This window comes from Novosphingobium sp. FKTRR1 (assembly GCF_020404405.1).
Taxonomy (GTDB): Bacteria; Pseudomonadota; Alphaproteobacteria; order Sphingomonadales; family Sphingomonadaceae; genus Novosphingobium.
In genome coordinates this window covers 88,739-113,630 of record NZ_JAIZDA010000009.1, presented here as the reverse complement: position 1 = coordinate 113,630, position 24,892 = coordinate 88,739, and the positions used below count along the sequence as shown (strand labels likewise).

Sequence of the window (24,892 nt, the reverse complement as noted above, 5' to 3'; positions counted from 1 at the left end):
CGTGGTCAGCGCGCCGCCAGCTGGTCGTTTGCGCGCCAGACGAATTGGCCGTTCGCCGCTTCGTCGGTGTAGATCGGCGTGGCTCGACCTATGATCGTGCGAGCGGAGATCGGGCCGAAATAGCGACCGTCGAGACTGTCGGGAACAGCGGCGTTCATCAGGAAGACGGTGCCAGCCGCGATGGAATGGCACCCCTGCCAGACCGGCAGATCGCGTCCTTTGCGGTCATGGGCGAGCGCCTCGCCAAGGGCCATGCCATCGACAGTGATGGTGCTCCTCAGCCGGCAAACAGTCTGTCCCGGCAGTGCGGCCACATGCTTCATCAGCGGCACGCCCCTACCGAGGTAACCGCGCTCCACCATGAAATCGGCCAGCGGCCGCTGCGGTGTCACGGCGACCAGATCGCCGACGCTAAGATTGCGCGGCGGTTCAAGCCCATAGAGACCGATGGGAACGCTGGCCGATGCATTCCAGACCAGCCGGAGCGGCAAAGGCAGGAATGAAGCGAGGCCCATGCCAAGGACGGAGAAATACGTCGTCATGACGTAGCCGAAGCGGGTCATCCCTCGATCTCCCGGCGCTTGAGCCATGCCTGATGACGCTCTGGCGTGTATGCACGGGGAGCCTGACCGACGCTCATCCGGTTCGCGACATGGCGCCAGTGATCGGGGGCTACGTCGCAGGCATCGAGTCCGACGGCCTCCACGTCATCGATCAGGCGGAGCACCTGGCAAACCTTGGGCCAGCCATCGGCCGTCAGTAGGATCTCGCCGCCGGGTCGGATGAAAGCCAGCGTCTGATAGGCTTCAGCTGGCGCCACGGTACGAACGATGTCGATCCGGGAGGCGACGGTGCCGAAGTCGTTTGCGGCCCAACGGACGAAGCCGAAAACGCTGCCCGGTCGATAACTAAGCACGCGCCGTCGTCGATCGAGGATCTGTTCGTGTACATGGCGGCCGAACCTGATCCAGTTCTCGATCCGCTTCTCGATATGCGTCAGTTCGACGTGGGTCAGGGCATCGGCAGCGGGCGTGAGCGGCGCGGGGCAGCGATGCGCGCCGGAGGTCGTGGCGCTGTTCATGATGGATCTCCAAGGAAGTTTGCAGAGGCGCGGTCAGCAGCGCGCAAACTGCCGATCGAGCGGGTGCAGGTTCGCTGCGTTCGCGCAGGTTTGTGGTGCGGGGTCAGCATGGCTGCTCATCCGGCGGCGACTTGAAGGGAAGCTCGGATGTGCGGGCAAATTCCCGCTCGTTGTGGAGATGAGATCGCCGCTGCCGCGCATTGACCGTGAGGCCGTTGCGGACTGTGTCGATGAGGCCGCGCACCTCGCGCGCGCGTTCTTCAAAGTTAGATTCTTGGTTAGAGTCTAAGTTACGGACGCGATTTCGGCTTTCCCTGTCGAGAGTTAGCCCCTGTTTTGGTTCCCGATGGCACGAGGCCGAGGTTCCTGATGGCACGGGCCGTCTGGTTCCCGATGGCACGACGCCATCCACAGGGTTTCCACAAGGCGCCGACGGCTTGAACGCGAGCAGTGTTCGGCCACGAGCCTCCACTTCGAGGAACAGGACATAGCCTGGGAGCGGCTGGCGCCGGACGATGTCCCGCAGCTCAAAAGCAAACCGCTTGAAGGGCGACAGGCTGCCGGACTTCAAGTGAAGATGGCGAAAGTCGAACCGCCAGCCATGACGCTGCTTGCCGCCATGCTTGCGGACCAGGCGATAGAGCCAGCGATCAAGGCCGCCGGTGAGATCGAAATAGGACCGGTCGATGGTCAGCACGAGAGCGTCATCGAGCACGGCTTGATAGAACCAGTCGGACAGGATCAGTTCGATGCCGTCGGGGCGGCCATTGCTGTCCCGACGTTCCTTCCATTCATTGATCCATGAAAATCGGTGTCGCCGTCCTTCGGCATGCTGGCGGATGGAAGTGGCCACGGTAGTCGATTGCAGCCGGTCCAACGCCGCTTTCAGGCGTTGATAGTCGCGCATGGACGTGCCGCGTCCGATGAACTTGAGCACCTCATAGGGCGTGGCGACGATCAGCCGGGACGTTCGAAAGCCGGCGTCGCGCGCCTCGACGATCTGGCTGGCGGCCCAGATCAGGATGTCCGCATCCCAAATGGTGGCCATGCCATGATCTGGCACGGCCTCGACCCGGATCGAGACATTGCCAGCGGCAAAGTCGATTGGAGTGATGCGGTGGGTCTTGGATAGAGAGAAGAATGGATAGGCCATGAGGTCCTGCGCGTCTCGGGGGGCGACGTCGCCGGGGATCGTGCGGAACAGATCGAGTTGTCCGCGCTCCGGGAGGGATTGAAGGCGGGGTGCCATCGGCAAATCCGTCGCGGGTCAGCGCGCCAGGCGCCCGGCCATGGAAACGACGTCGTCCGGATGCCACTTCGCTGGCAGCACGGTGCCGCGGGGGTCGGACGTCGAGGTGACGGCACCGCGCTCGGCCCAATGCTGCAAATCGTCGACCGAGTAGACCACCCGGCCACCGAGCTTCTTGTAGGCGGGGCCGGTGCCGTAAGTCCGGTGCTTTTCGAGCGTTCGCGGCGAAAGGCTGAGAAAAGCCGCTGCTTCCTTGGTGCGCAGGTAGCGTGGCGGCAGAATGGCGAGGTCGGGTCGCATAAGTCGGCCTTTCGTAGGCTTCGTTGGTGCCGTCGGAGATCGACGGCGGGCGACGGCCACAATGGCGAAGCGAAATCGGCGAGTTGCAGCGGGATTTTGGCACCAGTTAAATACCCACACCGGTTGCCAAGGTATGGGTCAGGACCGCCGACGGTGCCGCAAGAGGTTGCGATATCCGCCCGCAACCATCGCACGGGCATCACGCAGCAGTGCCATAACCGCGTGCCGCGAGGCAGATGCCTGCCATTCGTCCCGGCTTACAGGGCCAATGCGGAACAGAGTTCGAGCGATCTCTTGTTGGGTGGCGCCACTGCGTGCCCCGTCGAAAGCCTGCAACATTCGGCGCGATCGCATCCGTTGCTGTCGGGTCAACCGGGTATCAGGAGGAATGGTCCGCCCGTGAAGCGCCGCCAGGAGGCGATGGGCGGCCTCCAGCCTACCAAATCCGTCGATATCCAGTGGAATCAAGGCCACCGCCTGGCCGGCCCCGGAGGTCAGAAGCTGAATCTGGATATGCTCGCCGTTGGCTAGCGGGAGAGTGATGCTGCCATCGCTTCCGGTGATCGCCTCAGGCAGCATGCTCCCGCCAGAATAGGAGGCCAACTCAGAAGGAGCGTCGGCAACCACAACGATGCTGGTGTCGTCTTTGGGCATCCAGAAAACGGTGGTAGCGGCCTGATCGAGTGCTGGGTCGACCGCGAAATCGTAACCTCCAGCGCTGACGGATCGCGTCCGTCAGCATGGGGATGTCGGCATCTTTCGCCGACAATTCGTCGAAATCGCGGTTATAGGCCTCGTTTCGTCGAAGCCATTCCCACGCAAGGCCCGAGGCGCTCATGCGTTCGACGGGTTCGTAGCGTGCAGCGGAACGCCATTGAGAAGCATCCGGCATCATCTCGATTCTCCCCCGGCCTCAGACGATTACGGGAGGGCGATGATTCCTTTCTGTGACGGGCGCCGGAAGTCCCCATCTCGGCAACAGGCGATGCCGCAGCGGCATCACCTGTCAGTCGGTTGGCCCCTTGCGCAGCAGTTCGCGGTAGCCGTGTTCGGTCATCCATTGCGCGCGCGCCAGGTGGGCGTCATGAACCTTGCGGGCTCTCACCGGATCGATCGCGGCGTCCAGTCCGAACAGGATCTGCGCGGCTTCACGCCAGTCGGCGCCGTCCCTATGGCTGTCCAGGAGCCGAAGATACAGCACCATGTGCTCACGATCGTAAGAGGTGAGTTGCTGGCCCTGCGGCGGTTGATCAAGAAACTGCGGTGTAGACTCGTCCATCACCGGCCACCACGTTGTTCTAGGTGTTTTTGCGACTTTCCATTGACCCTAGCATTGATCCAGAACAGCGGCCCGCAGAATTTTTCCGGTCGAAGATAGCTGTGACAGCCAGCCTCAAGGCCTGGCTGATCGATCACCTGGTTGATGAAGTCGCAGAACACCTTCGCCCTTCTCCGTGGACAAGAGAACGACACCGGCGGATTCAAGCGCCCTGCGCACCTGATCGCGTGTGGATTCGTACACCTCGAGCCCGCTTTCGGATTCGAGGCGCTTGAGCGCGGTCAGAGAGACCTGGGCCTTGTCAGCGAGCGTCTCCTGTGTCCATCCCAGCAACGCGCGTGCGGCCCGCGATTGGCGAGCGGTGATCATGCATGATCGCCTCCCACCGCCGCGGATGAACGCGCCAGAACTACGACTATATTAGTCGCCCTTGGCGCGAATGCCACCTCTATCGTGCACCACTCACCCTTTGGATCTGGGAACTAGTGGCGAGGCGGACGGAACTGATTCGGTTGCTCGAATGCCAAAAGGCCCCGGCCGTTTCGGCCGGGGCCTGGCTGCGGGCCTCAATCGCCCCGGCGACCATTGGGGCGGGACCAGATCAGCGAGTAACCTTCGCCGTCTTCGTCGTCGAAGAGGTTGGCGTAGATCGGGGCATTGAAGCTCGGATCATCCAGCTTGAGGCCCAGATAGTCGCGGCCCTCGCCCGAACGCTTGGACCAGGCTGCGCCGATTTCCGCGCGGCCGACCACGACCCGGTGGCTGGGGGCGTTTTCGCCGGTGGCGCGCAGGTCGGGGATGATGCGCACGCCCTTGGCCTGGACGCTGAGGGTGATGATGTCGCCGGTGAACTCGTTCGAGCCGGCCTTCTTGAAGGTGCCGATGGTAGCCATGAGAAATCTCCGTTCATTCGTCTTCGAACCCGCACCATTGCGGCCTCGATGGCGATCGAGAGGCCGGAGACGACCGACGCCGCACAGCTTGCTGCCGCAGCGAAGCGCAGGACGGCGTGAAGCCAGCTTTCTTGTCGCGCGAGGAATGACGGCCCTGGCCGGCAGGGGAAGAAAGTTGGCGGAACGCGGTTGCGGCATAGGCGGTCGAGGCGCAGCCGGTCTTCGGCCAGATCAGCCCATGACAGAGGCCGTTTGGAGCGGGCGCGAGCGAACTGTTACGGGACAATCGTGGCGATACGCCTTCGCCCTTCAGACCGGCGCGGCCCACCAACACCGCGATCTCGCCCTCGCCAGACAGGCTGGCGCGCTATCAAACGCAGCACGCACAGGAAACGCCCTGGGCCACGTGTTGGTCATATACCGCGTCAATCGGGGAACCCTTGGTCGTTCGGACGGTGGCGCCGCGTGGCAAGCATGGGCCAGGGTGATCCGACGACGCAGCCCCGTTTTGCTACTCTCTTCCAGCAAGACGGCAACAGTTTCGCCTCATCGGTCGTCCGGTAAATCGGTTGGGCTGCTTCAGGTTCTTGCCAGATGCCCCGACGACGGCTTGGTGCCTGCCATGCCTGCTACTCGAACGAACGCCGTGCAGCCCACCACGAACGCGCCGATCACCGAGAATACTTGCTGCCAGGCTTCGGAGGGCATGGTGTGCTGTACGATGCCGTGGGTAGCATGGTATCCGGCTATAACCGCAGGCGCGACGAAGGCGAGTGCAATCAGCAGTCTCGCCCAAGTGGGCCGCACGAGCATTAGGCCAATCTGTCCAAAGCCGAGCGTCAAGCCTGCCGCAAGCAGTCCGATGAATGCCGCGCCCAGCCAGCCGGCGCCGGATTGATAGGCCCATGCAGCAACGCTCATGCCGATGAAAAAGGGCAGCGCGAACACCGCAAGCGTGAACAGCAACCAGCAAAAGAAGCCGATCGCCGCAATCGACAGAAAAATACCAAGAATAATCATGGTGGTGGTCTCCCGTGACAAAAGGTCTGACGGTTGCGCCTCCACCACCACCACAGCGCAGGTAGCCATATAGCGGAATTCAGGCCCCGACGGGAGCGGAAACCGTCGCGATTTCCGTTCCGCCTGAGCGATCGGACGCGGTCAGAGCGCGAAGGGATCGATTTCCGCGATGACTTCGGCATCGTGATCGAATTCGGTGGCCGGTATGACCGACAGGCTGCCGTCACCGGCGCGGAAAATGACGATTGCGACCATCAAGGTTGCAGCGAGGCTGAAGGCGAAGGCTTGTGCATCGTTGAGGGACATCGGACCTGCTCCTGTTCGAAGCGGAGGCTCATCCCCCGCTGACAGGCGCCCGAAGTGACCGGCCAAGGGCTGCAATCACCGGGCTGGCGAAGCCAGTTCGGCGGCACGCTTTGCGTAGTCCGACCCTTTACGGGTTGATGGCGTCAGGCCCTGGGCCGGGCCAAGGATCAGCGCATTTGAAGCGGGGGTGAGCAGTTGCCGAATTGGAGCGATGTGGCCGAGGATCAATGCCCACGCGACATTTGCATGCCTCGCATCTGCGACAGAGCTTGACGCCGCCCCATTGGGACGGCTTGCTGCCGGTATGTTTGAACCGTTCAATGCCATTCAGCTTCGTGTGTCGGTTGACGACATCGAACCTCCGGTCTGGAGGCGTCTGATCGTTCCGATCCACTGGGACCTTGAGCAACTCCACCTGACGATCCAGGCGGCCTTCAACTGGTGGAATTACCATCTGCATGAGTTTCAGATCGGGGGGCTGCGTTTCGGCGATGCCGCCGCCGCCTACGAGGGTTCTTGCGAAGGCGACCCTCAGGTCTTTGAGCAGACCGACGTGCGCCTGCGAGACTTCTCGAGATCTGGGACGAGGTTCAACTACCTCTATGATTTCGGCGACAGTTGGATGCACACTGTCGAATTGGAGCAATGGCTTTCCCTCGATGCTGCGCCGAAGAAAGCCCAATGCGTGGATGGATCGGGTGCTCGCCCTCCAGAAGATGTTGGGGGAATTCCGGGCTATGAACGGTTTCTCGAAATCATGGGGGACACCGGCGATCCAGAACACGGCGAAACCAAACGATGGTGCGGAGGCCATTTCGACCCGGACTGGTTTGATCTAGCGATCGTCGACAAGGACGTTGGCAATGCACTGAAACCCAATGTCAAACGGCGGCTGTACCAGCCCAAGCCTCGAAAGAGCTAGCGTCCGGCGGCGCTCACGCGCCGCCAGAGCCGAACCGATAGACAGGAATCCCGAGCTTGCGGGCCTTGTCGGCAAGGTTGTCCTGAATGCCGGTGCCGGGGAAGATGATGACGCCGATCGGCATCACGGCCAGCATCTGATCATTGCGCTTAAATGGCGCAGCCTTGGCATGCCGGGTCCAATCGGGCTTAAATGCGATTTGCGGCACCTTGCGGGTGTCGGCCCAGCGGGATGCGATCCTTTCTGCACCTTTGGGCGAACCGCCATGCATCAGCACCATGTCGGGATGCTTGGCCCGAATCTGATCGAGCTTCGCCCAGATGAGCTGATGATCAGTGCTTTCACCGCCGGAAAAAGCGATCTTTGGTCCGGCAGGAAGAAGTACTTCGGTTTCGGCGCGGCGCTTGGCGTTGATAAAGTCGCGGCTGTCGATCATCGCCGCGGTCAGGTTGCGATGGTTGACGATTGAGCCTGAATGCGGCTTCCAGCTTGAGCGGGTCTGACGCTCGAAATGGTCGGCTGCCTGGTCACGCATCAGTTCAAACGTATCGCGCCGTTCGAGGAGGGTCTGGCCCTCGGCGGTCAGGCGCTCGAGTTCGACCGACTTCACCTCGCTGCCATCCTGTTCGTTCTGGAGCCGCCGCTGTGCTACCTCGTTGTCGTCTAGTTCACGCTCGATCCTCTGGCAGGCTCGGTGGAAGAGATTGACGGTAGACCACAGGAGGTCGTCGAGGTCGGGTTCGAGGCGGGTGTCTTCCAGGGTCGAAATCAGGGCGTCGAAGATGTCGGCGATGGCTCCTGCGACCCGGTCGCCTTCAGGCAGTAGCCGGGGATCGGGTTCATCCTCGAAAGGGCGGTAGCCGTAGAGTTGAAGCTCTTGCAGGACGTGATCGGTGGGGGAGGATGCGTGATGCGGTTCAAAGTCGTCATGCTCGTCCATCGGATGCTCCATCGATTGGACCGCGCCCTCGCGGCCTTCATGGCGATGAAGCCCACGAACGGGCCGGTCCTGCACCCGTAGGGCCGCAGCGGCAGCGGAGGATGGCGCAAGGCCGGCTATTTTGTCTCGCGATGGAAAGGCGGGCGAAGCGCGCCGCCGGAAAATAGCTGGCCTCAGCCATTGCGGGGCCGGAACGCTTGTGGGCCTATCGCCCTCTCGAAGGCCGGGCGCGGCCCATTGTCGATGGTGAGATCAATCGCGATGCGACCAAACCCGCAGGACCGCGCGAATTTCCCGGACCGATGATCAGGCTGCACAAGTGAGAAAACGAGCCACGTCCTGCGGGGCGATCTGGCTCCGGATACTTGCCCGCAGCGCGTCAAGGCCGTGAGCGCAAAGGTCTTCGTTGAAATCCCCATGCACTGGCGACAACACAAAAGCCTCGATCCCGGCCGCATGGGCTCGTTCGACCAGGCTATTGCCAGCCCAATCGCCCGCCGGATCATTGTCGCGGATGATGTAGAGGCGCCGCAGCGCATCGGGGAATGCGATGGCAGTGAGGTGCGCCGCGGAAAGTGCAGCGGCCATCGCCATGCCGGGGGCGGCTTCGCGAACGGATAGCACGCTCTCGATGCCTTCGCCGGCCGCCATGACTTCGCCAGGTATGCCGAAGTGAACCGCATGACCGAGCAGGTCTCCCATCGCCTTGCGAGGTGTATCGACGGGTGCCTTGCCGGTCCCATCGTGAGCAAGCCAGGTGCGGTGAACCCCGGTAATCTGGCCATCGAGATCGGTGACGGCGGCGATCATAGCCGGCCATGTCTGGGTGGCTTCGCCTTCCCCCGCTCGATAGTAGCAGCGGGGATGGAAGCGCAGGGTTGCCGGGCCGGGCAATGACGCAATGCCGCGATGTCGCAGATAGATGCCGACGACGGAGCTGACGCTTGGTTGTGACATGGCAAAGAGCCGTTTTGCGGCTTCGACCGATCCCGATGCAGCAGGTGGCAGTTTGTTCGGCAACGGCGTGGGTTCCGGATGCGACAGGCTTAGGAACGTGCGGGCTTCGTCGGCAACATCGGCGAACGCGGTGAGTCCCCGTGCCAGTCGGATGAGGTCGAGCAAATCGCCGTGGTCGCCCGTTGCAGCGTCCTGCCACTTGCCTGCGGCGCCCTTGGGAGAATCATGGAGCCGGACGAAGAGGGAGCGCCCCGGCGTGTTGTTGGCATCGCCAACCAGCCAGTAATTGCCCCGTTTGCAGCCGGCACTGAGGTAGCGGCGGCACACCGCCTCGGCCTGGCGGCCGAGACGATGGGCAAGATCGCCTGCATTGATCCGGTGCATCAGGCCGCCTCCCGTTCCAAAAGGCGCTGGGCTGGAAAGGTTTCGAGCAATCGCGCGAGCACAGTGGGGCCGCTCGCGCCGACGGGGACAAAAAAGCGCAGCTTCCACGAGATGATTTCGGTGAACAGCCCGTAGGCGCGCAGGCGTGCGCGCATCGCCTCGGTAAAGCCGGTCAGCTCAATGCGGTTTGCGGCCATGACCTTGATCCGCCGCAATTGCAGACCTTCGGCAAGGTCGATGATCGTCTGCCCGTCGAGAAGGGCGCCGTAGGCTGCATCACCGGTCAGGTCGGGCGAGCTCGAAGTGTCAGCATTGGCCGCCCACGCAGGCGACACGCGCCGGCCAATGATGCGCTCACCGTCGTCGGTCTGGAGCCGATAGACCCGGGTCGATTCGTCGGGCAATCGCTTCCACACCGGCAGGAGCAGGCCAGCCACGATGTGGATCGTGCTATCGGTGAAGGTCGGTACGTCTGCCAGCTCGCGTTGCCAGGCATGGGCGAAGGCATCGCGGTCCACCTCCTCCCAGTGGCTGTCGGCCATCATGGCGCATGAGGCGTGATGGTGTTCCATCGGACGGATCAGGCGAACCCGGCGCTCGATCTCGCCATCGTCGAGCATCAACGACGGTGCCGGGACCTGGACGGCGGCGCGGCCCGACTTGGTGTTGACCAGCAAACGACCCTGGTCATTTTCCAGCCATGCCAATGCATCACCGAGCGACAGTGGTCGATTGCGCTCGCGCTGGGTAATGGTCAGTAGCCGCGTTTGCGCGCCGGTTGCCGGGTGCGTGTAGATGCTGACCCTATCAGTGAGCACGAAGCTTTCAGCGGTGAGGGTTTCGAGCCCCAGATCATAGGTGCCGCTCGCCACGGCGCCAGCAACCTTCGCGTCGAGCAACTGCTCGAAGGCCGAGAACAGGATGCCCTGCAATTCGATGGTGAGTGCGAGAAGCCGGTTCAGGAAGGTCGTGATCGGCGGCAGTTCGTCCTTGATGCCATTGGTGTCGGTCAGTTTCAGGCCTGTGGCATTTTCGAACCGCGCGAGCGAGCAGCCCTCGATCTTGCCGCGGACCACCAGCAGATAGAGCTGGCGCAGCGCAGCGCGTGCATAGGGGCTTTCGAGATTGTCCTCGGGCCGAAACAGGCCTTGGCCTCCGGTCTGCCGCTGGCCGCGCGTGATTGCCCCGAGCGTGTCGAGCCTGCGCGCGATCGTACTGAGGAACCGCTTCTCGGCCTTCACGTCGGTCGCGATCGGCCGGAAAAGCGGTGGCTGGGCCTGATTGGTGCGATTGGTGCGCCCCAGACCCTGGATCGCGGCATCCGCTTTCCAGCCCGGTTCGAGAAGATAATGGACGCGCAGGCGCTGGTTCCGGGCGGAGAGGTCGGCGTGATAGCTGCGTCCGGTGCCGCCGGCATCAGAGAAGACGAGGATACGCTTGAGGTCGTCCATGAAGGCGGCGGTCTCTGCCAGATTGGCGCTGGCGGCCCGGTTTTCGACGGCGAAGCACTCGCCTTTGCGCACGATCCGCCTCGAGCGCCCGGTGACTTCCGCGACCATTTCGGTGCCAAACCGCTGGACGATCTGGTCGAGGGCGCCGGGCACCGGTGACAGGGAGGCAAGCCGTTCGATGAGGTCGTCACGGCGTGCGACAGCTTCACGGCATTCGACCGGCTGACCATCGCGAACGACCGGGCGTGAGGCCAGATTGCCCTCGCTATCGGTGTAGGGCTCGTAGAGCTGCACCGGGAAGGAGTGCTGCAAGTACGAGAGAACATATTCGCGCGGCGTGATGTCCACGCGCACGTCGCCCCATTCCTCAGTCGGGATCTCGGCGAGCCGCCGTTCCATCAAGGCTTCGCCCGTGGACACGATCTGGATCACGGCAGCATGACCGGCTTCGAGATCACGCTCGATGGAACGGATCAGGGTGGGCGTCTTCATCGAGGTCAGGAGGTGACCGAAGAATCGCTGCTTGACCGACTCGAAGGCGCTGCGGGCGGCGGACTTCGCCTGGCGGTTGAGCGTGCCATCGCTGCCGGTGATATTCGCGGCTTCCATTGCCGCATCCAGGTGGTTGTGGATGATCGCGAAGGCGCCCGCGTAAGCGTCATAGATCTGGCGCTGATCGTCGGTCAGCCGGTGTTCGACCATTTCATATTCGACGCCGTCGTAAGACAGCGAACGGGCGGTGTAGAGCCCGAGCGCGCGCAGATCGCGCGCGAGCACCTCCATGGCTGCGACGCCGCCATCTTCGATCGCCTCGACGAATTCGGCGGGGGTTGCGAAGGGGAAATCCTCGCTGCCCCAGAGCCCAAGACGCTGGGCATAGGCAAGGTTGTGCACGCTGGTGGCGCCGGTTGCGGAAACATAGACTACGCGGGCATCGGGGAGCGCATGCTGAAGCCGCAGGCCCGCGCGCCCTTGCTGGGAGGGAGCGACATCGCCGCGTTCGCCCTTGCCGCCACCGGCATTCTGCATGGCATGGCTCTCGTCGAAAATGATCACGCCGTCGAAATCGGCGCCTAACCAATCCACGATTTGCCGGACCCGTGAAACCTTGTCGCCGCGCTCGTCGGAGCGCAGCGTAGCATAGGTTGCAAACAGGATGCCTTCCGACAATCCGATTGGCTTGCCCTGGGGGAAGCGGGAGAGCGGCGTGACCAGCAGGCGCTCCATACCGAGCGCTGACCAGTCGCGCTGGGCATCCTCGATCAGCTTGTCGGATTTGCTGATCCAGACGGCCTTGCGCCGGCCCTGCAACCAGTTGTCGAGGATGATCCCCGCCGATTGCCGTCCCTTGCCCGCGCCGGTTCCGTCGCCGAGCATGAAGCCGCGCCGGAACCGAACGGATGCCGTCGCACCTTCCGATGCTGCCTGCACGAGGTCGAAGGTCGGATCGACGGTCCAGGACCCGGCGAGGTAATCGCTGTGCGCCTCGCCGGCGTAGATCACGGTTTCGAGCTGGGCATCGGACAGCTGGGCATGGATGTTTGTCGGCAGGCGCGGACGATAGGCGGGCTTGGGTGGCGCGACCGATGCCATGGCGGCCGACTGTACCAGCTTGGTCGGATGGGGTTGCGCGCCCGCGATCCGGATCGATTGCAGCGTGTAGCCCTCGTAAAGACCGTCGCTCATCCGGGCCTCTTCGGGCGGGCTCCAGTCGACGGGTTCGTAAGCAAGTTCGACATGCTCGGGATCGGCGGCGACGTGATTAGGCGGAGCTTTGGCTGCCGCGCGGGCGAGATAGCCGCGCACGGATTTATGCGGGGCGGCGATCGGCACGGTCGTTGCCGGGAGACTGACCGGCAATCGCGGCGGAACGTGTGTTTTGATCCAGGCCAGCAGCGTTGCCACATCGGGCGCAGTTCCGGGCGCGAGCGGGAGCACGTCGGGATCGTCGGCGGGGGACTTGTCGATGACAGTCAGGCGCGTAGGGAAGGTCGTGCCGTGGCGGGCATAGACGCTGCCCGCCATCGGGCAGCTGAACACGACACGTGCCCGCGCCTGCAAGGCGACAAAGGCATCGCGCCAGTCGGAATTGTCCGGTCCGACATTGGCGCCGGTGATGGCGACAAGCCTGCCGCCCGGGGCCAAGCGACGCAGTGCGGAGGAAATATGCCGGAAACCGGCGTCCTGAACGCGGCCTGCCACATGGGCCATGGCCGAAAACGGCGGGTTCATCAGCACGACGGATGGGACCACGGCATGATCCAGGTGATCGTCGATCTGCGCGGCATCGAACTGTGTGATGGGCGTTGCGGGGAAGAGCGTGGCCAGAAGCTCAGCCCGCGTTTCCGCCAGTTCGTTGATGGTGAGCGACCCGCCAGCCAGCTGGGCGAGAATGGCTAGCAGGCCTGTGCCGGCCGAAGGTTCCAGCACGCGGTCACCGGGACGGATCGCGGCTGCGGTCATGGCTGCGAGCCCGAGCGGGACCGGTGTCGAAAATTGCTGGAGCGTCTGGCTTTCCTCCGAACGCCGGGTGTGGGTGGGAAGCCGGCCCACAATTCTGGTCAAGGCAGCCAGACGCGCTGCGGGCGTTGCGGCTTTGCGAAACAGGGCCGGGCCATATTTGCGCAGAAAAAGGACTGTTGCAGTCTCACAGGCCTCGTAGGCCTGCTTCCAGTTCCACACCCCAGATGCGTCCGAGGCACCGAATGCCGCTTCCATGGCTTGACGCAATTGGGCGGTGCTGATCGCCTGGCCCTGTTCGAGACGTGGGAGCAAAAGTTCCCCGGCCGCGAAGATGCTGGCGGAGTGGTCGGGTAAAGGCGGCGTCGCCGGAGAACCGGCAACGGCGGACAGGATGTTCATGACGGAAGACCTCAAGGAGAGCGGGAAGGACGGAGCGCGCGCGACGCTCTCTCTCAGCCGCGCGGGTCTCGTCCCGTCCCGGCAGACCTCTTCCTCTCCTACGCGCTGCCTGCGCACATCAATTCATGGATTTGCGCGGGCGTTGCGGCTATCCGGGCGGCCCCATCAATTCACGAAAGTAGCTTTCATTATGAACAACAGTGATCTTGCCGACGCACTTGCCGCTGCGAATGGCTTGACCAAGACCGATGCCCGGAAGCTGGTCGATGGCGTCTTTGCCGCAATTGCTGACGCAGCAGCCAAGGGCGATGAAATCGCGATCAATGGCTTCGGCAAGTTCAAGATCAAGGACACGCCGGCGCGCGAAGGCCGCAATCCCTCGACCGGTGCGACCATCCAGATCGCTGCTTCGAAGAAGCTGACCTTCGCACCAGCGAAGGCCATCAAGGACAAGCTGAACGGTTGAAGTAATGGAAAACGCCCTGCCGATGCAGGGCGCTTTTCCCGTCAGCCGAACCGACGACCGGAACCCGTAAACGTGTAGGCGTTGGCGGTGATCGCCGTGTCGATACATTCGTCAGACGAGAGGTATTCGTACTCGCGCTCAAGTTGGCGGTAGAGCCAGCGTGCCAGATCGCGCAGCGTTTCCATGACAACATTCTCGGCATCGGCGGTCATGTCCTGGCCGGTGGGGCTCTCGCGCTCGACCGACACGTCCATGCAATACTCATGATAATAGTGGCCGCGGTGGCGTGCCCGAGCATGGAGCTGATAGAAATTGCGGCGCTGCACCGCCTGTAAGGTGTCGGCGAGCTGATGGAGTTCGGTGTCTTTGGGCGCGTACTCGCGGATATTGGACGGAACGCCGCGCGCGTAAGCGTAGCGCCCCTCGAAGCAGGCGCCGTCGCCCTGGCTCCAGAAGCCCCGGAAATAAATGCACGGCTCCTGTCGCGATCCTCCGCCGACGAGGCAAACGGTGCGGGTGTCGAGTGTAACGCCCAGAATGGCGCAGATCTGCTCGAAGTCAGCGTAGACGTCGTCATACCAGTCATGGTCGAAGCCACCTTCGCGAAACCAGGCCCGTGCCTTGTCCTTTGCTGCCTCATCCAATTCGGCGAGTTGATAGACGGTGGTCTGGATGATCTCAGGCATCGCCGTCGCCTCCGTCCAAAACGGATGCGAGCCACCCGTCGGTATAGGTCCAGGCAATGGTTTCGCGGGTGGCCAGATCGAGGACATGGGCGCCGCCCCCGAATCCATCGAGGCGGTGCTTCGAGCAGGTGTTGGCGTATTGGAACCCCCACCGTCCCGTGAGCTGGAACTGCTCGGCGCAGCGCAGCACGAACTGAATGACGCGCTCCGGGTCTCCGGTCACGTCATCCCGCATCCAGAGCGCGGTGCCGCCATGTTCGGGCTGGATCGAGAGGAGATAGCCCTCGGACGGCGGTTCCTCCGAGGCGCCTTCCTCGGAAAGGGCGTTGTAGAGCGCGAGTGCGCGGGCGGCATTTTCAGGCGTGCCGACATCGAGCAGGCACGAGAAATGGGTGAAATAGTCAGCCATTGAGAGCCTTTCAGATGAAAATGCCCGGCCCCGCGCGAACGCTGTCGCGCAGTGATGGCCGGGATGAGGTGGAGAAGAATGTGGAAGTGGGTTCAGTACCCAAACTGCCATGACGGCCAGTCCTGGCCGTCGTCGGCAGCAGCGACGGCTGCCGGCAGCAGTTCTGCATCGCCCTCAACGAGGATCGGATCGCGGACCGGGGTTTCGTCGATCACCGTGACGCAGGTGACGATCCCGTCTTCGACTTCGACATGGACGGGCACGAGGTACTGGAAGACCACGCGGCCTGTCGACATGGGCAAATCGGCCATGGCGCATTTCCTTCGAAAGGGGCGCGGAGAGCGGTTATCCCGCCCTCCGCTTGAGGCCGATCATTCGGCAGCGATGGCGGTGAGGTCTTCATCCTCGCTTTCCGCCTGTTCGTCGTCGTCGCCATCCTCGGTGAGGAATGCCGGCAGTGTTGCCTCGCCCTCCGCCTGATAGGTCAGGTCGGCACCAGCGGCTTCATCGGGGTCGGCGAGCCGTAGCGGCTCGGGCAGCCAGCCAGAATCCGCGAGCAGGCGTTCGGCCTCCTTGGCCATGTCGCCTTTCTTCATGTGGTCGATGAGCTGGGCAGCCCGGTCGCCAGCGCCCTCGCGCACGGCCTCCAGAATGCGCGACTTGGTGACACGGCCCAGATAGTTGCCGACGGTCGGCCGCCATCCAACCTGCACCATGTCGAGGCCGGTTTCCCGTGCGAGGCGGTCGGCCTGGTCGAAGCGCAATTGCAGGCCGTATTCACTCACGCCCGAACTACTGTAGGGATTGGGCCGCTCGTAGAGCGCGTTGATGCCGTAGCTCACGCAGTGGGCAAGAAGCGCCGCCCGGTTCTCATCGTCGAGCACGGTCAACCAATCCCACAGCATGGCGTCATCGACCGGGATGCGGCTTTTCCAGTGCTCGTTGCGCTCATCGACCGACTTGACCGACAGGCTGTCACCGAGATCTTCGGCCTGGGCCGGGAAGAAGATGTGCCGAACCTGTGCCTCGAGAACGCCGCTCATCGAGCGGTGGTGGAAGGTGTCCGACACGAGCTTGTGGAGCAATGCCGTCATCGCAATCCGCGGATTTTGGGCGACAGCATCGCGCAATGCCAGCGTGCGGTGAGCGGTCAGTTCGGTTACCAGGCGTTCGGGCAGCGGCTTGATGCCGTCGTCCTCTTCGTCCTCGACCGGCGCTGGCTGGCTACCCATCGTGACGACGACCGGCCGAACAGCGTGGGCCATCGGCGATTTGCTGTGCCCAGTCTCGGCGGCAGCGTCGCCGTCACGTTTGGATGCGGCGGGTGCCTCGTCTTCGGGGCGGACATAACCGCGGTCCGCGATCAGCGATCCGTCCGTATCAATGGTGACGAAAACCCCGGCGGTCGCAATCTCGGCGGGTTCGAAGCGCATGGGGCGATTGTCGAGTGCCTCCAACGCGGCCTCGATCTCGCCGAGGCGTTGATCGATTTCATCGGGGAGTTCGTCCGCGTCCTCATACTGGTCGGTCAGGCGATCCAGCTCGGCCTGCAATCCGGCGCGCGTGACCTGCTCCTCCTCGGTCATGTCGAGCGGTGTGCCGGTGATTTCGCGCATGCCGTGCGCGACACCGTAGGGGATGCTGAGGCTCGCCTCGACCCACTTCCATCCTTCGGCGGCGATCCGGTCGGCCTCGGTGTGGAGCTTCTCAGCGACGAGCCGGTCGAGCAGGCCCACGTCCTGAAGCCAACCGCCATCATCGGACTGGAAGAGGTCGCGCAGCACGATGCCCCCCGCTGCCTCATAGGCATCGATACCGACGAACAGCGCGCGCCTGTCCGATGCCCGAACGGTGGTTTCGGTGAGCATGCGCCGGATCTGCCATGGCTCCTTCTGCCAGCTGTCGCGGATCGCCTCCCAGACCTGCTCCTGGCGGGAGTGGTCTTCGGACACCGTGAAGGCCATCAACTGTTCGAGGGTCATGCCGTCTTCGGCATAGACCTCGAGCAAGGCGGGCGCGACAGTCGCGAGCCGCAGGCGCTGTTTCACCACATTAACGCCGACGAAGAAGGCTGCGGCGATGGCCTCTTCGGTCATGCCCTTGTCGCGCAGGGCTTGGAACGCGCGGAACTGGTCGAGCGGATGGAGCGGCGCTCGCTCGATGTTCTCGACCAGCGAGACTTCGTCGATGAGGATGTCGCTGGCGGCATCGCCGACGACGCAGGGCACTGGCGTGGTGCGGGCAAGGCGCTTCTGTTTGGCGAGGAGTTCGAGCGCACGGTAGCGGCGACCACCGGCGGGCACTTCGAACATGCCGGTTTCAACGCCGTCGGCGTCCATCACCGGCCTGACGTGCAGCGACTGGATGAGACCACGCCTGGCGATGGACTCTGCGAGTTCCTCGACCGACACCCCGGCCTTCACACGCCGGACGTTGGACTGGCTGAGCACCAGTTTGTTGAAGGGGATGTCGCGCGAGGACGACAGGGTGATCTTCTGGACGGCAGTTGCCATGGCATTACCTTTCGCGACGGGCTGCCCGAAAGCCTCTCTCTCGGACCTCAACCCGTCACGAAGCGAAGCTCCGCCCTCTTCCTCTGAAGGGGGCAGCGCAACGCAAGGTATGCCGGAGTCTTCGCGGCAGGGGTCAGTGAACCCGGTCGAGGAGCTTCTTGGCCTTGCCCTCCATGTCGAGGCGGGCGTCCTGGTGGGACTTGTCGCGAGCCAGCGCGGTGATGCCCTGGACGAAATCGAAGATCGATTCGGGCGGGCGACCTTCCTCGGCGAGTACGGTCTCAATGATCTTGCCTGTCTCCGCCTTCGAAAATCCGCGCCCCCGCAGAAAGTCGCTGCGATCTTCATCTGTGCGGGCCACGATGCGTTCGCGGGCCGCCCTGATGCCGTTCACGAAAGGCAGGGGCGAAGAGTTGGCGAACCCCTCCAGGGCAGGAGCCGCTTCATGGGCGAAGCGGTTGGCGGCGTATTTGCTATGCCGAATGGAGATTTCCTCGAATTGTTCGACGCCCCAGAGGTTCCGGTTCTGGCAGACCGCGCGCAGGTAGAAGCTCGCCATGCCGAGGGTCTTGGCGCCCACCTCGGAATTCCAGCAGTAGAATCCGCGGAAGTAGAGGTCGGGCGATCCATCGGATAGCCGCCCGGCTTCGATCGGGTTGAGATCGTCGACCAGGAACAGGAACACATCGCGGTCAGAGGCATAGAGAGTGGTCGTGTCGCGGGTGATGTCGACACGCGGGTTGTAGATGCCGGTCGACCAGTCGAGCACGCCGGGGACCTTCCAGCGGGTGTCGCCCGTTCCGTTGCCAGCGATCTTTTGCACGGCTTCGACCAGTTCGTGGTCATAGATCCGGCCATAGTCCGGCCCGGTCACTGCGCGCAGTTCGAGCCTGCCGTTTTCGGTCTCGAGGGTCTTGATCTGCTCGGCCCGATGCGAGGTCAGCCCGTATTGCAGGTTAATTGCCGCGAGCGGCGCGGGCAGCTGGCGCAAGTAGGCTGCGGGCGCACTGACCTGGCTGGCGAGCTGGCCGAAGCTCCAATGCGTCGGGGTAACTGGCGCATCGGCACCCGGCAAGATCAGGGCAAGCCGCTCGGGATCGTTCCGGTTCGCCTCGACGTGGATCAGGGTGGTTTCGACGACACGAGTCCGGCTTCGCTCTGATCGGCCGCGCACCGCACCGGCCATATCCCCAAGCGACAGGAATCGCTCGTCATCGGGCCGCGAGAACCACTCCGACGAAACCCGGCCTACGCGCTCGCCCCGCGAGACATCGACTTTATAGCCACCACTCGCATCGCGGCGAGCATCGAGAACCTGCATGTTCATGGGGAAACCTCCATGACGGGCGCCGAGAGCCTCTCTCTCAGCCCTGCTCCGTCACGGAATTTCTCGCTCTTCTCTCACTCTGAACGGGGCGTTGCGGGGTGACCACGCTGAACTCGCCGAAGCTCGCGTTGTCTAACGCGTAGTCCAGAGAGTTCAGCCGACTGGACAGCATCATTATGGTGCGGAATGCTGGGACAGCCTTCGCAGTCGCATCGGCACGCACAAGATCACGTGGCCCTATGCTGCTCGATGCCTCGTTGATTGCGCGGGCAACAGCAAACCAAACATCATTGGCCCTCCCGTTGCGTTCGTGAATTTGCCTCCCGTGTTCGGCAGCCTGCTGTGCAACGCCGCCCTCGTTTCCAAGATCACGTTGGGCGGGCATTGCCTCGTAGGCGACCTTTTCCGCCATCACGAGGAACTGACGCAATGAGAGCTTCGGCATGCGGCGCAAAGCGTCGCTGATCTCCTGCTTAATACGATCGCGCGCCTCGGCGACTGCGACGCTCAATTCGACATAGCGGATGTACTCGGCCCGTTCCTCGCTATCCTCTATGACTTGCGCAGCCTCAATGAGAACTTTGGCAGTGTGTCCACGATCCGTGCCCCGCGCCCGCATGACCGTCTTCTGCCGACGCATCGCCAGCAGAAGCACCAACGAGCAATGAGCTCGAACTTTGTTCTCGAATGTGTCGAGTTCACTCGCTTCGAGATGCCGCCCCAGCACTCGGACTAGCTTTTGAATCTTCCGGTCAGTTGCTGGTGCGAGGTTCTCGTCCATCTGGAAGCGTATAACGATACAAGGCGAAATTTCGTAATGCTGTCAATTGAGCGCGACCAAGCCGAAGGGCAAGGTTAGCCATGAAACGCCTGCGACATTCTCGCGTAAACAAAATTGGCCCCGCGTAAGCGTTTTTCATGGTTCGCGTAATCAGCCCCATCGCTCCGCATCAGTGCTGTCGCGCCCAACTTTAAGGTAGTCGAACTCGATCGGAAAATCCCCGAGATTAGCGAATTGATCAGCCCACTCTGCCGGAAGCGTCCCAAACACCGCCGTTTCTGCGAGTTGCACCGCTTACGCATTGCTTACTTTTGTGATTCTGCAGAGCGCGTAAACAGAAAAAGCGACCCTTGCGGATCGCTCAACTTCTTGATTTTCCGAAGAAAAACTGGAGCGGGCGAAGGGATTCGAACCCTCGACCCCAACCTTGGCAAGGTTGTGCTCTACCCCTGAGCTACGCCCGCTCGTGCGCGTTTTTGGCCTTTCGGCCGCCGGTCCGAAGTGTCGGTCCGGCTGGGGTGAGGCGGGCCAATAACGGCGACTCGGATTGTGCGCAACCCCCAATCGCACATTATCTGTCGGACTATCTTCCCGCAGGCGGATCGCTCTTGCCGAATGGCGGCTCAATCCCACATGGTGCGCCACGCACGCGCAACCGGAGAAGCATAGTGGCAAGCCTTGGCCTCAGTCTCGACGAACAGAAGGCGGTCGACCGTTTCCGCAAGACGGTGGTCGAACCGTCGATGACCAAGCTGGTCATCCTCGACTTCTGGGCGGAATGGTGCGGGCCGTGCAAGCAGTTCACCCCGGTGCTGGAAAAGGTTGCCGCCGAATACGCCGACAAGGGCGTGGTGCTGGCCAAGATCAATGTCGACGAGGACCAGTTCATCGCCGCGCAGTTTCAGGTGCGCTCGATCCCCACGGTCTACGCGATGTTTCAGGGCCAGCCGGTGGCCGATCTGACCAAGGCGCGCACCGAATCGCAGTTGAAGCAGTACCTCGACCAGATTCTGGCGCAAATTCCGGTCGAGGCGGGCGAAGCTGCGGCGCCCGACATCACCCCGCTGCTGGCAATGGGCGAACAAGTACTGGCCGACGGTGACGGAGAGCGCGCTGCTGATATTTTCGCCCAGATCGTCGAGATCGCGCCTGACAACGTGCCCGCCCATGCCGGATTGATTCGCGCGCTGCTGCAGGCAGGGCACAAGGACGATGCGGCCGGCATACTCGCCGCGCTCGATCCCAAGCTGGCCGATGATCCCGGTCTGGCGCAGGCCAAATCAGCGCTGGCGCTGGCCGAGGACGCACCCGAGGCTGATGAACTCATCGCACTGCGTGCCGCGGTTGCCGCCGATCCGGACGATCTGGAAGCGCAACTGGCGCTGGCCAATGGCCTTTATGCCAGCGGAGATCGCGATGCGGCGGCGACGACACTGCTGGCGATCGTGGCCAGGGACCGCGCGTGGAACGATGGCGCCGCGCGGACCCGCCTGCTGCAAATCTTCGAAGCGATCGGGTTGGAAGATCCGTGGGTCGCGGCCACCCGCCGCAAGCTTTCCACCGTGCTGTTCGGATAAGGCTGATGGGCGGAACCGACGGGACCGTGAGACTTTCGATCTTCCCCTTGGCCGGGGCACTGCTGTTTCCCGGCCTGCAACTGCCGCTGCGCATCTTCGAGCCGCGCTATCGCGCAATGGTGTCCGATTCGCTGGCGCGCGACCGCCGCATCGCGATGATCCAGCCGCAAGCTCCGGGCGAAGGTGCGCCGCTGTTCCGCATCGGCTGCGTCGGCAAGATCGGCGATGTCGAGGCGCTGGAGGACGGACGCTACAACGTGATCCTGCAAGGTGTCTCGCGGTTCCGCATCGTTCGAGAACTCGACGTAACCACGCCGTTCCGCCAGGTCGAGGCAGAATTGCTGGCCGAGGATGCCGATGCCTCGTTGAGCGCGATCGAGCGCGCCTCGTTCGAGCGGGAAGCGCGGGCCTTTGCCACGGCACAGGGTTACGCGGTCGACTGGGAGTCGGTCACCCGGCTGGATGACGTGGCGCTGATCAACGGTGTGTCCCAGATCGCCCCGTTCGATGCCGCCGCCAAGCAGGCGCTGCTTGAAGCGGACGGACTTCACGCGCGCTGCGAATTGCTGGTGCAACTGATGCAGTTCTTCCGCCGCCGCGACAATGACGACGGGCGCGTGACTTTGCAGTAGCAGTGCGCCGCCTAGAACTGGCTCTGGATCCCGTCGATCACGAATTGCGCGGCCAGCGCTGCAAGCAGTACGCCGAGCAGGCGGGTGAGTACCGCTTCGACTTGCGAGCCGAGTACGCGGATGATCGGGCGGGCAGCGACCAAGGCGGCAAAGCACAGCACCATCACCGAACCCAGCGCAGCCAGTACCACCAGCGTTTCGGGCGTTCCGCGAGCGCGGGCGGTCAGCAGCATGATCGAGGCGATCGACCCCGGTCCGGCCAGCATCGGCATGGCCATCGGGAACACCGACACGTCCTCGACATGCGGCTGGGCAGACTTGACCTTTTCGGCGCGCTCCTCACGCCGCTCGGTGCGCTTTTCGAACACCATGTCGAGCGCAATGAGGAACAGCATGATCCCGCCTGCGATGCGGAAGCTGTCGAGTTCGATGTGCAGTGCCCCCAGGATGTCCTCGCCGAACAGCGCGAACACCACCAGAATGCCGGTTGCGATCAGGCAGGCGCGCAAGGCCATGACGAAAGCCTGCCGTGACGAGGCATTGGCGGTCAACCCGGCATAGATCGGCGCGCAACCGGGCGGGTCGATCACCAGAAACAGCGTGACGAAGGCGGAGAGGAACAAGGGGAGCATCTCAGCCTCCGTGCGCGGGGTTGGGTGCTGCGGCCGTGCGGTGGAGCACTTCGCTCATCGTGCCGTCCTTCCACAACCAGACGTGGGTATCGCGCGCGCCATCGGCGGCGACGGACGTGCGCCAGACCAGCGAGCCGTCGTCGGACCGGCCATCGCTGGTGTCGGCACCAGCTACTGCCTGAGCCGCCGGAACCGGTCCGGGCAACGGCGGCAATGGCGGCGGGGGGCTTTTGCCGCCAGCGGCCTTGCGAGCGGGCGGTTGCGCGCTCTCATCCGGCATTTGCGCATGATGACGTGGCGGGCAATCGGCGACTTTGCCCTCGATCCAGTCGACTGAAGGCAGCGGCGTGGACAGAGCGTCGCCCTGATCAAGCAGCCACAGGTAATTGCCCTTCTTCCGCTGGCGCTGCCAAACGGTCGAAAACCAGCCGTTTGCGTCCCCTGCACCCTGGTAAGCCCCGAACGTGACCCCAGCGGTACCATCACAACTGATCCATGCCTGCTGGACCTGCCATTTCACCGCCTGCGCCGGATTGGCCTGTTTGCGCAGCCATGGCTTGGCCAGCGTCCGTTGCGGCACGAACAGTTGTGCTTCTTCGGCTGCAAAGGCATCGAACGCGGTCCATTGGCCCCTGTCCTGAGCGGCGCGGGCAAAGGCGATTTCTGCCGCAATCAACGCGCTGGGATTGCCTGCCGGGGTGATCGTGCTGCCTGCGGCGTCGCGCCCGGACCGTCCGGTGGGCTGGGCCTGTCCGGGGGTGACGGCAAGGCCGAGCGCCAGCAGCGCGAATGTCAACAATGAGGTTGGGGGGATCAAGCGCTTCATACCGCCTGCCTTAAAGCATGGCGGCAGCCACGAAAACCCCGTCGCAAAAAGCGTCAGATCGCGTCGGAGGCGAGATCCAGCGCAGCATTGGCATAGGCGGCAACCAGAGTGTTGCGCAACAGCACCGCGATGGTCATCGGCCCGACCCCGCCCGGCACCGGGGTGATCGCGCTTGCCACCTGTGAAACGGCCGCATAATCGACATCGCCGACCAGCCGAGTCTTGCCAGGTTCGCGGCCGGGTACGCGGTTGATACCCACGTCGATCACGGTCGCGCCCGGCTTGACCCAGTCGGCCTTGACCATTTCGGGCCGTCCGACCGCTGCCACCACGATATCGGCGCGGCGCACCACGTCGGGCAGATCGCGCGTGCGACTGTGCGCGATGGTGACCGTGCAGCTTTCGGCCAGCAGCAGTTGCGCCATCGGCTTGCCGACGATGTTGGAGCGACCGATCACCACCGCTTCCAGCCCCGACAGGCTGCCCAAACGGTCCTTCAGCAACATCAGGCAACCCAGTGGGGTGCATGGCACGAAGCCGGGCTGGCCAACTGCGAGACGGCCCGCATTGGTCACGTGAAAGCCGTCGACGTCCTTGTCCGGGCTGATCGTGGCGATCACCTTCTGCTCGTCGAGATGGCGGGGTAGCGGCAGTTGCACCAGAATGCCATCGACTGCCGGATCGACGTTCAGCGCTTCGACCAGCGCCAACAGATCGGCTTCGTCAGTGTCCGCTGGCAGGCGGTGTTCGAAGCTGGCCATCCCGGCCTCAAGCGTGCTCTTGCCTTTGGCACGGACATAGACCTGGCTGGCGGGGTCTTCGCCGACCAGCACCACGGCAAGGCCCGCCTTGCGCCTGGCTTGCGCTTCGAATTGCGCGGCCAGTCGGCCGACTTTGGCGCGCAGGTCAGCGGCAAAAGCCTTGCCGTCGATGATCTTGCCGTCGCGAACGGGTGCAAGCGTATCGGTCATGGCATATCCTAGAAGCCTGAAGCGGCAAGTCCGGTCAGAAAGATGATCAGCAGCCGCAGCGCGATCAGCAGCACCATCGGCGACAGGTCGATCGCGCCGGTATCGGGCATGATCCGCCGGATCGGCTTGAGTACCGGGTCCATGATGGCGGACAGCGCCTTCCAGATGGCAGCAACGGCGGGGTTGTGCAGGTTCACCACGTTGAACGAGATCAACAGGCCCAGAATGACCTGCACGATCACCACGGTCGAGAATATCTCGACCAGGTACACGATCATCGAAATCAACGTGTAGAGCATCATCGCGGCACACCTCAGGAAAAGAGGCGTCCGTCTAGCCGATGACCCCGCCCGAGGGCAACGGATTAAGGGCGCGGTCAGGGCTTATGCAAATGCGCGCCAGATTACCGCGATGGACGCGCCACCAGC

28 protein-coding genes and 1 tRNA gene are annotated in these 24,892 nt (G+C 63.3%); 4 read left to right on the top strand and 25 right to left on the bottom strand.

Annotation, left to right across the window (positions count from 1 at the left end):
- Positions 1-5: 5 nt before the first annotated feature.
- From LDN95_RS10960 to LDN95_RS10910, 11 genes are all read right to left on the bottom strand, one after another.
- Positions 6-563, bottom strand: coding sequence for a S26 family signal peptidase (locus tag LDN95_RS10960; RefSeq protein WP_226017711.1), 558 nt, complete (start codon positions 561-563; stop codon positions 6-8).
- Positions 560-1,081 (bottom strand): DUF2840 domain-containing protein, encoded by a 522-nt coding sequence (locus tag LDN95_RS10955; protein WP_226017710.1) that lies wholly within the window; start codon positions 1,079-1,081, stop codon positions 560-562. The genes LDN95_RS10960 and LDN95_RS10955 overlap by 4 nt, the downstream gene beginning before the upstream one ends.
- A 103-nt stretch (positions 1,082-1,184) precedes the next feature.
- Entirely contained in the window at positions 1,185-2,330 is a 1,146-nt protein-coding gene (locus LDN95_RS10950) for a replication initiator protein A (RefSeq protein ID WP_226017709.1), read from the bottom strand.
- A gap of 18 nt (positions 2,331-2,348) precedes the next feature.
- Positions 2,349-2,630, bottom strand: coding sequence for an AlpA family transcriptional regulator (locus LDN95_RS10945; RefSeq protein WP_226017708.1), 282 nt, complete (start codon positions 2,628-2,630; stop codon positions 2,349-2,351).
- 138 nt (positions 2,631-2,768) lie between these two features.
- Positions 2,769-3,284, bottom strand: a complete 516-nt coding sequence (locus tag LDN95_RS10940; RefSeq protein WP_226017707.1) for a DUF2285 domain-containing protein — start codon at positions 3,282-3,284, stop codon at positions 2,769-2,771.
- Entirely contained in the window at positions 3,235-3,522 is a 288-nt protein-coding gene (locus LDN95_RS23305) for a transcriptional regulator domain-containing protein (RefSeq protein ID WP_226017744.1), read from the bottom strand. Before LDN95_RS23305 ends, LDN95_RS10940 begins: the two co-directional genes overlap by 50 nt.
- Positions 3,523-3,636: 114 nt before the next feature.
- A complete protein-coding gene (locus LDN95_RS10930; RefSeq protein ID WP_226017706.1) occupies positions 3,637-3,909 on the bottom strand; it encodes a DNA -binding domain-containing protein in 273 nt (90 codons plus the stop codon).
- Positions 3,910-4,023: 114 nt separating this feature from the next.
- The gene (locus LDN95_RS10925; RefSeq protein ID WP_067733899.1) at positions 4,024-4,278 is read right to left on the bottom strand and encodes a helix-turn-helix transcriptional regulator; all 255 of its coding nucleotides are present in this window, start codon (positions 4,276-4,278) and stop codon (positions 4,024-4,026) included.
- A 197-nt stretch (positions 4,279-4,475) separates the two neighbouring features.
- A complete protein-coding gene (locus LDN95_RS10920; RefSeq protein ID WP_226017705.1) occupies positions 4,476-4,802 on the bottom strand; it encodes a DUF736 domain-containing protein in 327 nt (108 codons plus the stop codon).
- 579 nt (positions 4,803-5,381) lie between these two features.
- Positions 5,382-5,822: a hypothetical protein gene (locus tag LDN95_RS10915; protein WP_226017704.1), complete on the bottom strand. Its 441-nt coding sequence runs from the start codon at positions 5,820-5,822 to the stop codon at positions 5,382-5,384.
- A 141-nt stretch (positions 5,823-5,963) separates the two neighbouring features.
- The gene (locus tag LDN95_RS10910; protein WP_169800969.1) at positions 5,964-6,128 is read right to left on the bottom strand and encodes a hypothetical protein; all 165 of its coding nucleotides are present in this window, start codon (positions 6,126-6,128) and stop codon (positions 5,964-5,966) included.
- Positions 6,129-6,432: 304 nt separating this feature from the next.
- On the opposite strand from LDN95_RS10910, the gene LDN95_RS10905 reads away from it, so the two are divergent.
- Positions 6,433-7,050, top strand: coding sequence for a plasmid pRiA4b ORF-3 family protein (locus LDN95_RS10905; RefSeq protein ID WP_226017703.1), 618 nt, complete (start codon positions 6,433-6,435; stop codon positions 7,048-7,050).
- A gap of 13 nt (positions 7,051-7,063) precedes the next feature.
- Here the strand turns inward: LDN95_RS10905 and LDN95_RS10900 are convergent, their stop codons facing one another.
- The 3 genes from LDN95_RS10900 to LDN95_RS10890 form a co-directional block, all read right to left on the bottom strand.
- Positions 7,064-7,990 carry a DUF2493 domain-containing protein gene (locus LDN95_RS10900; protein ID WP_226017702.1) on the bottom strand — a complete coding sequence of 309 codons (927 nt, stop codon included), beginning with the start codon at positions 7,988-7,990 and terminating at the stop codon, positions 7,064-7,066.
- Positions 7,991-8,296: 306 nt separating this feature from the next.
- On the bottom strand, positions 8,297-9,331 hold the full coding sequence (locus LDN95_RS10895) for a toprim domain-containing protein (protein ID WP_226017743.1): 1,035 nt from the start codon (positions 9,329-9,331) through the stop codon (positions 8,297-8,299).
- Positions 9,331-13,644 carry a strawberry notch-like NTP hydrolase domain-containing protein gene (locus tag LDN95_RS10890; protein WP_226017742.1) on the bottom strand — a complete coding sequence of 1,438 codons (4,314 nt, stop codon included), beginning with the start codon at positions 13,642-13,644 and terminating at the stop codon, positions 9,331-9,333. The genes LDN95_RS10895 and LDN95_RS10890 overlap by 1 nt, the downstream gene beginning before the upstream one ends.
- 190 nt (positions 13,645-13,834) lie before the next feature.
- On the opposite strand from LDN95_RS10890, the gene LDN95_RS10885 reads away from it, so the two are divergent.
- On the top strand, positions 13,835-14,110 hold the full coding sequence (locus LDN95_RS10885) for an HU family DNA-binding protein (protein WP_067737502.1): 276 nt from the start codon (positions 13,835-13,837) through the stop codon (positions 14,108-14,110).
- A gap of 41 nt (positions 14,111-14,151) precedes the next feature.
- Here the strand turns inward: LDN95_RS10885 and LDN95_RS10880 are convergent, their stop codons facing one another.
- The 7 genes from LDN95_RS10880 to LDN95_RS10850 form a co-directional block, all read right to left on the bottom strand.
- Entirely contained in the window at positions 14,152-14,796 is a 645-nt protein-coding gene (locus LDN95_RS10880) for an antitoxin of toxin-antitoxin stability system (RefSeq protein ID WP_226017701.1), read from the bottom strand.
- A complete protein-coding gene (locus tag LDN95_RS10875; RefSeq protein WP_226017700.1) occupies positions 14,789-15,205 on the bottom strand; it encodes a hypothetical protein in 417 nt (138 codons plus the stop codon). The genes LDN95_RS10880 and LDN95_RS10875 overlap by 8 nt, the downstream gene beginning before the upstream one ends.
- A gap of 92 nt (positions 15,206-15,297) precedes the next feature.
- Positions 15,298-15,516 (bottom strand): hypothetical protein, encoded by a 219-nt coding sequence (locus tag LDN95_RS10870; protein ID WP_226017699.1) that lies wholly within the window; start codon positions 15,514-15,516, stop codon positions 15,298-15,300.
- A 60-nt stretch (positions 15,517-15,576) separates the two neighbouring features.
- Complete coding sequence (locus LDN95_RS10865) at positions 15,577-17,718, bottom strand: ParB/RepB/Spo0J family partition protein (protein WP_226017698.1); 2,142 nt, start codon at positions 17,716-17,718, stop codon at positions 15,577-15,579.
- A 133-nt stretch (positions 17,719-17,851) separates the two neighbouring features.
- Positions 17,852-19,045, bottom strand: coding sequence for a DUF932 domain-containing protein (locus LDN95_RS10860; protein ID WP_226017697.1), 1,194 nt, complete (start codon positions 19,043-19,045; stop codon positions 17,852-17,854).
- A 37-nt stretch (positions 19,046-19,082) separates the two neighbouring features.
- Positions 19,083-19,826: a hypothetical protein gene (locus tag LDN95_RS10855; protein ID WP_226017696.1), complete on the bottom strand. Its 744-nt coding sequence runs from the start codon at positions 19,824-19,826 to the stop codon at positions 19,083-19,085.
- Between the two features lie 389 nt (positions 19,827-20,215).
- Positions 20,216-20,290: transfer RNA gene (locus LDN95_RS10850), tRNA-Gly, on the bottom strand.
- Between the two features lie 204 nt (positions 20,291-20,494).
- Here LDN95_RS10850 and LDN95_RS10845 point away from each other — a divergent pair.
- Both LDN95_RS10845 and LDN95_RS10840 read left to right on the top strand, forming a co-directional pair.
- Positions 20,495-21,403 (top strand): tetratricopeptide repeat protein, encoded by a 909-nt coding sequence (locus LDN95_RS10845; protein WP_226017695.1) that lies wholly within the window; start codon positions 20,495-20,497, stop codon positions 21,401-21,403.
- A 5-nt stretch (positions 21,404-21,408) separates the two neighbouring features.
- Complete coding sequence (locus tag LDN95_RS10840) at positions 21,409-22,035, top strand: LON peptidase substrate-binding domain-containing protein (RefSeq protein WP_226017694.1); 627 nt, start codon at positions 21,409-21,411, stop codon at positions 22,033-22,035.
- A gap of 11 nt (positions 22,036-22,046) precedes the next feature.
- Here LDN95_RS10840 and LDN95_RS10835 read toward each other — a convergent pair whose 3' ends face one another.
- The 4 genes from LDN95_RS10835 to LDN95_RS10820 all read right to left on the bottom strand — a co-directional run bounded on the left by LDN95_RS10835 (position 22,047) and on the right by LDN95_RS10820 (position 24,766).
- Positions 22,047-22,667, bottom strand: a complete 621-nt coding sequence (locus tag LDN95_RS10835; protein ID WP_226017693.1) for a MarC family protein — start codon at positions 22,665-22,667, stop codon at positions 22,047-22,049.
- 1 nt (position 22,668) lies between these two features.
- Positions 22,669-23,463 carry a hypothetical protein gene (locus LDN95_RS10830; protein WP_226017692.1) on the bottom strand — a complete coding sequence of 265 codons (795 nt, stop codon included), beginning with the start codon at positions 23,461-23,463 and terminating at the stop codon, positions 22,669-22,671.
- A gap of 83 nt (positions 23,464-23,546) precedes the next feature.
- The gene (gene folD, locus LDN95_RS10825; RefSeq protein ID WP_226017691.1) at positions 23,547-24,464 is read right to left on the bottom strand and encodes a bifunctional methylenetetrahydrofolate dehydrogenase/methenyltetrahydrofolate cyclohydrolase FolD; all 918 of its coding nucleotides are present in this window, start codon (positions 24,462-24,464) and stop codon (positions 23,547-23,549) included.
- Positions 24,465-24,472: 8 nt separating this feature from the next.
- Positions 24,473-24,766 carry a YggT family protein gene (locus LDN95_RS10820; protein ID WP_226017690.1) on the bottom strand — a complete coding sequence of 98 codons (294 nt, stop codon included), beginning with the start codon at positions 24,764-24,766 and terminating at the stop codon, positions 24,473-24,475.
- Between the last annotated feature and the right edge of the window lie 126 nt (positions 24,767-24,892).

Excerpts from the sequence above, each read along its gene's own strand:
- LDN95_RS10955 (WP_226017710.1), bottom strand. The coding sequence starts at position 1,081 with ATGAACAGCGCCACGACCTCCGGCGCGCATCGCTGCCCCGCGCCGCTC.
- LDN95_RS10945 (WP_226017708.1), bottom strand. The coding sequence starts at position 2,630 with ATGCGACCCGACCTCGCCATTCTGCCGCCACGCTACCTGCGCACCAAG.
- LDN95_RS23305 (WP_226017744.1), bottom strand. The coding sequence starts at position 3,522 with ATGCCGGATGCTTCTCAATGGCGTTCCGCTGCACGCTACGAACCCGTC.
- LDN95_RS10855 (WP_226017696.1), bottom strand. The coding sequence starts at position 19,826 with ATGGACGAGAACCTCGCACCAGCAACTGACCGGAAGATTCAAAAGCTA.
- LDN95_RS10835 (WP_226017693.1), bottom strand. The coding sequence starts at position 22,667 with ATGCTCCCCTTGTTCCTCTCCGCCTTCGTCACGCTGTTTCTGGTGATC.
- LDN95_RS10895 (WP_226017743.1), bottom strand. The coding sequence starts at position 9,331 with ATGCACCGGATCAATGCAGGCGATCTTGCCCATCGTCTCGGCCGCCAG.
- LDN95_RS10870 (WP_226017699.1), bottom strand. The coding sequence starts at position 15,516 with ATGGCCGATTTGCCCATGTCGACAGGCCGCGTGGTCTTCCAGTACCTC.
- LDN95_RS10900 (WP_226017702.1), bottom strand. The coding sequence starts at position 7,990 with ATGGACGAGCATGACGACTTTGAACCGCATCACGCATCCTCCCCCACC.
- LDN95_RS10820 (WP_226017690.1), bottom strand. The coding sequence starts at position 24,766 with ATGATGCTCTACACGTTGATTTCGATGATCGTGTACCTGGTCGAGATA.
- folD (WP_226017691.1), bottom strand. The coding sequence starts at position 24,464 with ATGACCGATACGCTTGCACCCGTTCGCGACGGCAAGATCATCGACGGC.
- LDN95_RS10860 (WP_226017697.1), bottom strand. The coding sequence starts at position 19,045 with ATGAACATGCAGGTTCTCGATGCTCGCCGCGATGCGAGTGGTGGCTAT.
- LDN95_RS10880 (WP_226017701.1), bottom strand. The coding sequence starts at position 14,796 with ATGCCTGAGATCATCCAGACCACCGTCTATCAACTCGCCGAATTGGAT.
- LDN95_RS10890 (WP_226017742.1), bottom strand. The coding sequence starts at position 13,644 with ATGAACATCCTGTCCGCCGTTGCCGGTTCTCCGGCGACGCCGCCTTTA.
- LDN95_RS10920 (WP_226017705.1), bottom strand. The coding sequence starts at position 4,802 with ATGGCTACCATCGGCACCTTCAAGAAGGCCGGCTCGAACGAGTTCACC.
- LDN95_RS10940 (WP_226017707.1), bottom strand. The coding sequence starts at position 3,284 with ATGCCCAAAGACGACACCAGCATCGTTGTGGTTGCCGACGCTCCTTCT.
- LDN95_RS10950 (WP_226017709.1), bottom strand. The coding sequence starts at position 2,330 with ATGGCACCCCGCCTTCAATCCCTCCCGGAGCGCGGACAACTCGATCTG.
- LDN95_RS10925 (WP_067733899.1), bottom strand. The coding sequence starts at position 4,278 with ATGATCACCGCTCGCCAATCGCGGGCCGCACGCGCGTTGCTGGGATGG.
- LDN95_RS10915 (WP_226017704.1), bottom strand. The coding sequence starts at position 5,822 with ATGATTATTCTTGGTATTTTTCTGTCGATTGCGGCGATCGGCTTCTTT.
- LDN95_RS10910 (WP_169800969.1), bottom strand. The coding sequence starts at position 6,128 with ATGTCCCTCAACGATGCACAAGCCTTCGCCTTCAGCCTCGCTGCAACC.
- LDN95_RS10960 (WP_226017711.1), bottom strand. The coding sequence starts at position 563 with ATGACCCGCTTCGGCTACGTCATGACGACGTATTTCTCCGTCCTTGGC.
- LDN95_RS10885 (WP_067737502.1), top strand. The coding sequence starts at position 13,835 with ATGAACAACAGTGATCTTGCCGACGCACTTGCCGCTGCGAATGGCTTG.
- LDN95_RS10905 (WP_226017703.1), top strand. The coding sequence starts at position 6,433 with ATGTTTGAACCGTTCAATGCCATTCAGCTTCGTGTGTCGGTTGACGAC.
- LDN95_RS10875 (WP_226017700.1), bottom strand. The coding sequence starts at position 15,205 with ATGGCTGACTATTTCACCCATTTCTCGTGCCTGCTCGATGTCGGCACG.
- LDN95_RS10930 (WP_226017706.1), bottom strand. The coding sequence starts at position 3,909 with ATGGACGAGTCTACACCGCAGTTTCTTGATCAACCGCCGCAGGGCCAG.
- LDN95_RS10865 (WP_226017698.1), bottom strand. The coding sequence starts at position 17,718 with ATGGCAACTGCCGTCCAGAAGATCACCCTGTCGTCCTCGCGCGACATC.
- LDN95_RS10840 (WP_226017694.1), top strand. The coding sequence starts at position 21,409 with ATGGGCGGAACCGACGGGACCGTGAGACTTTCGATCTTCCCCTTGGCC.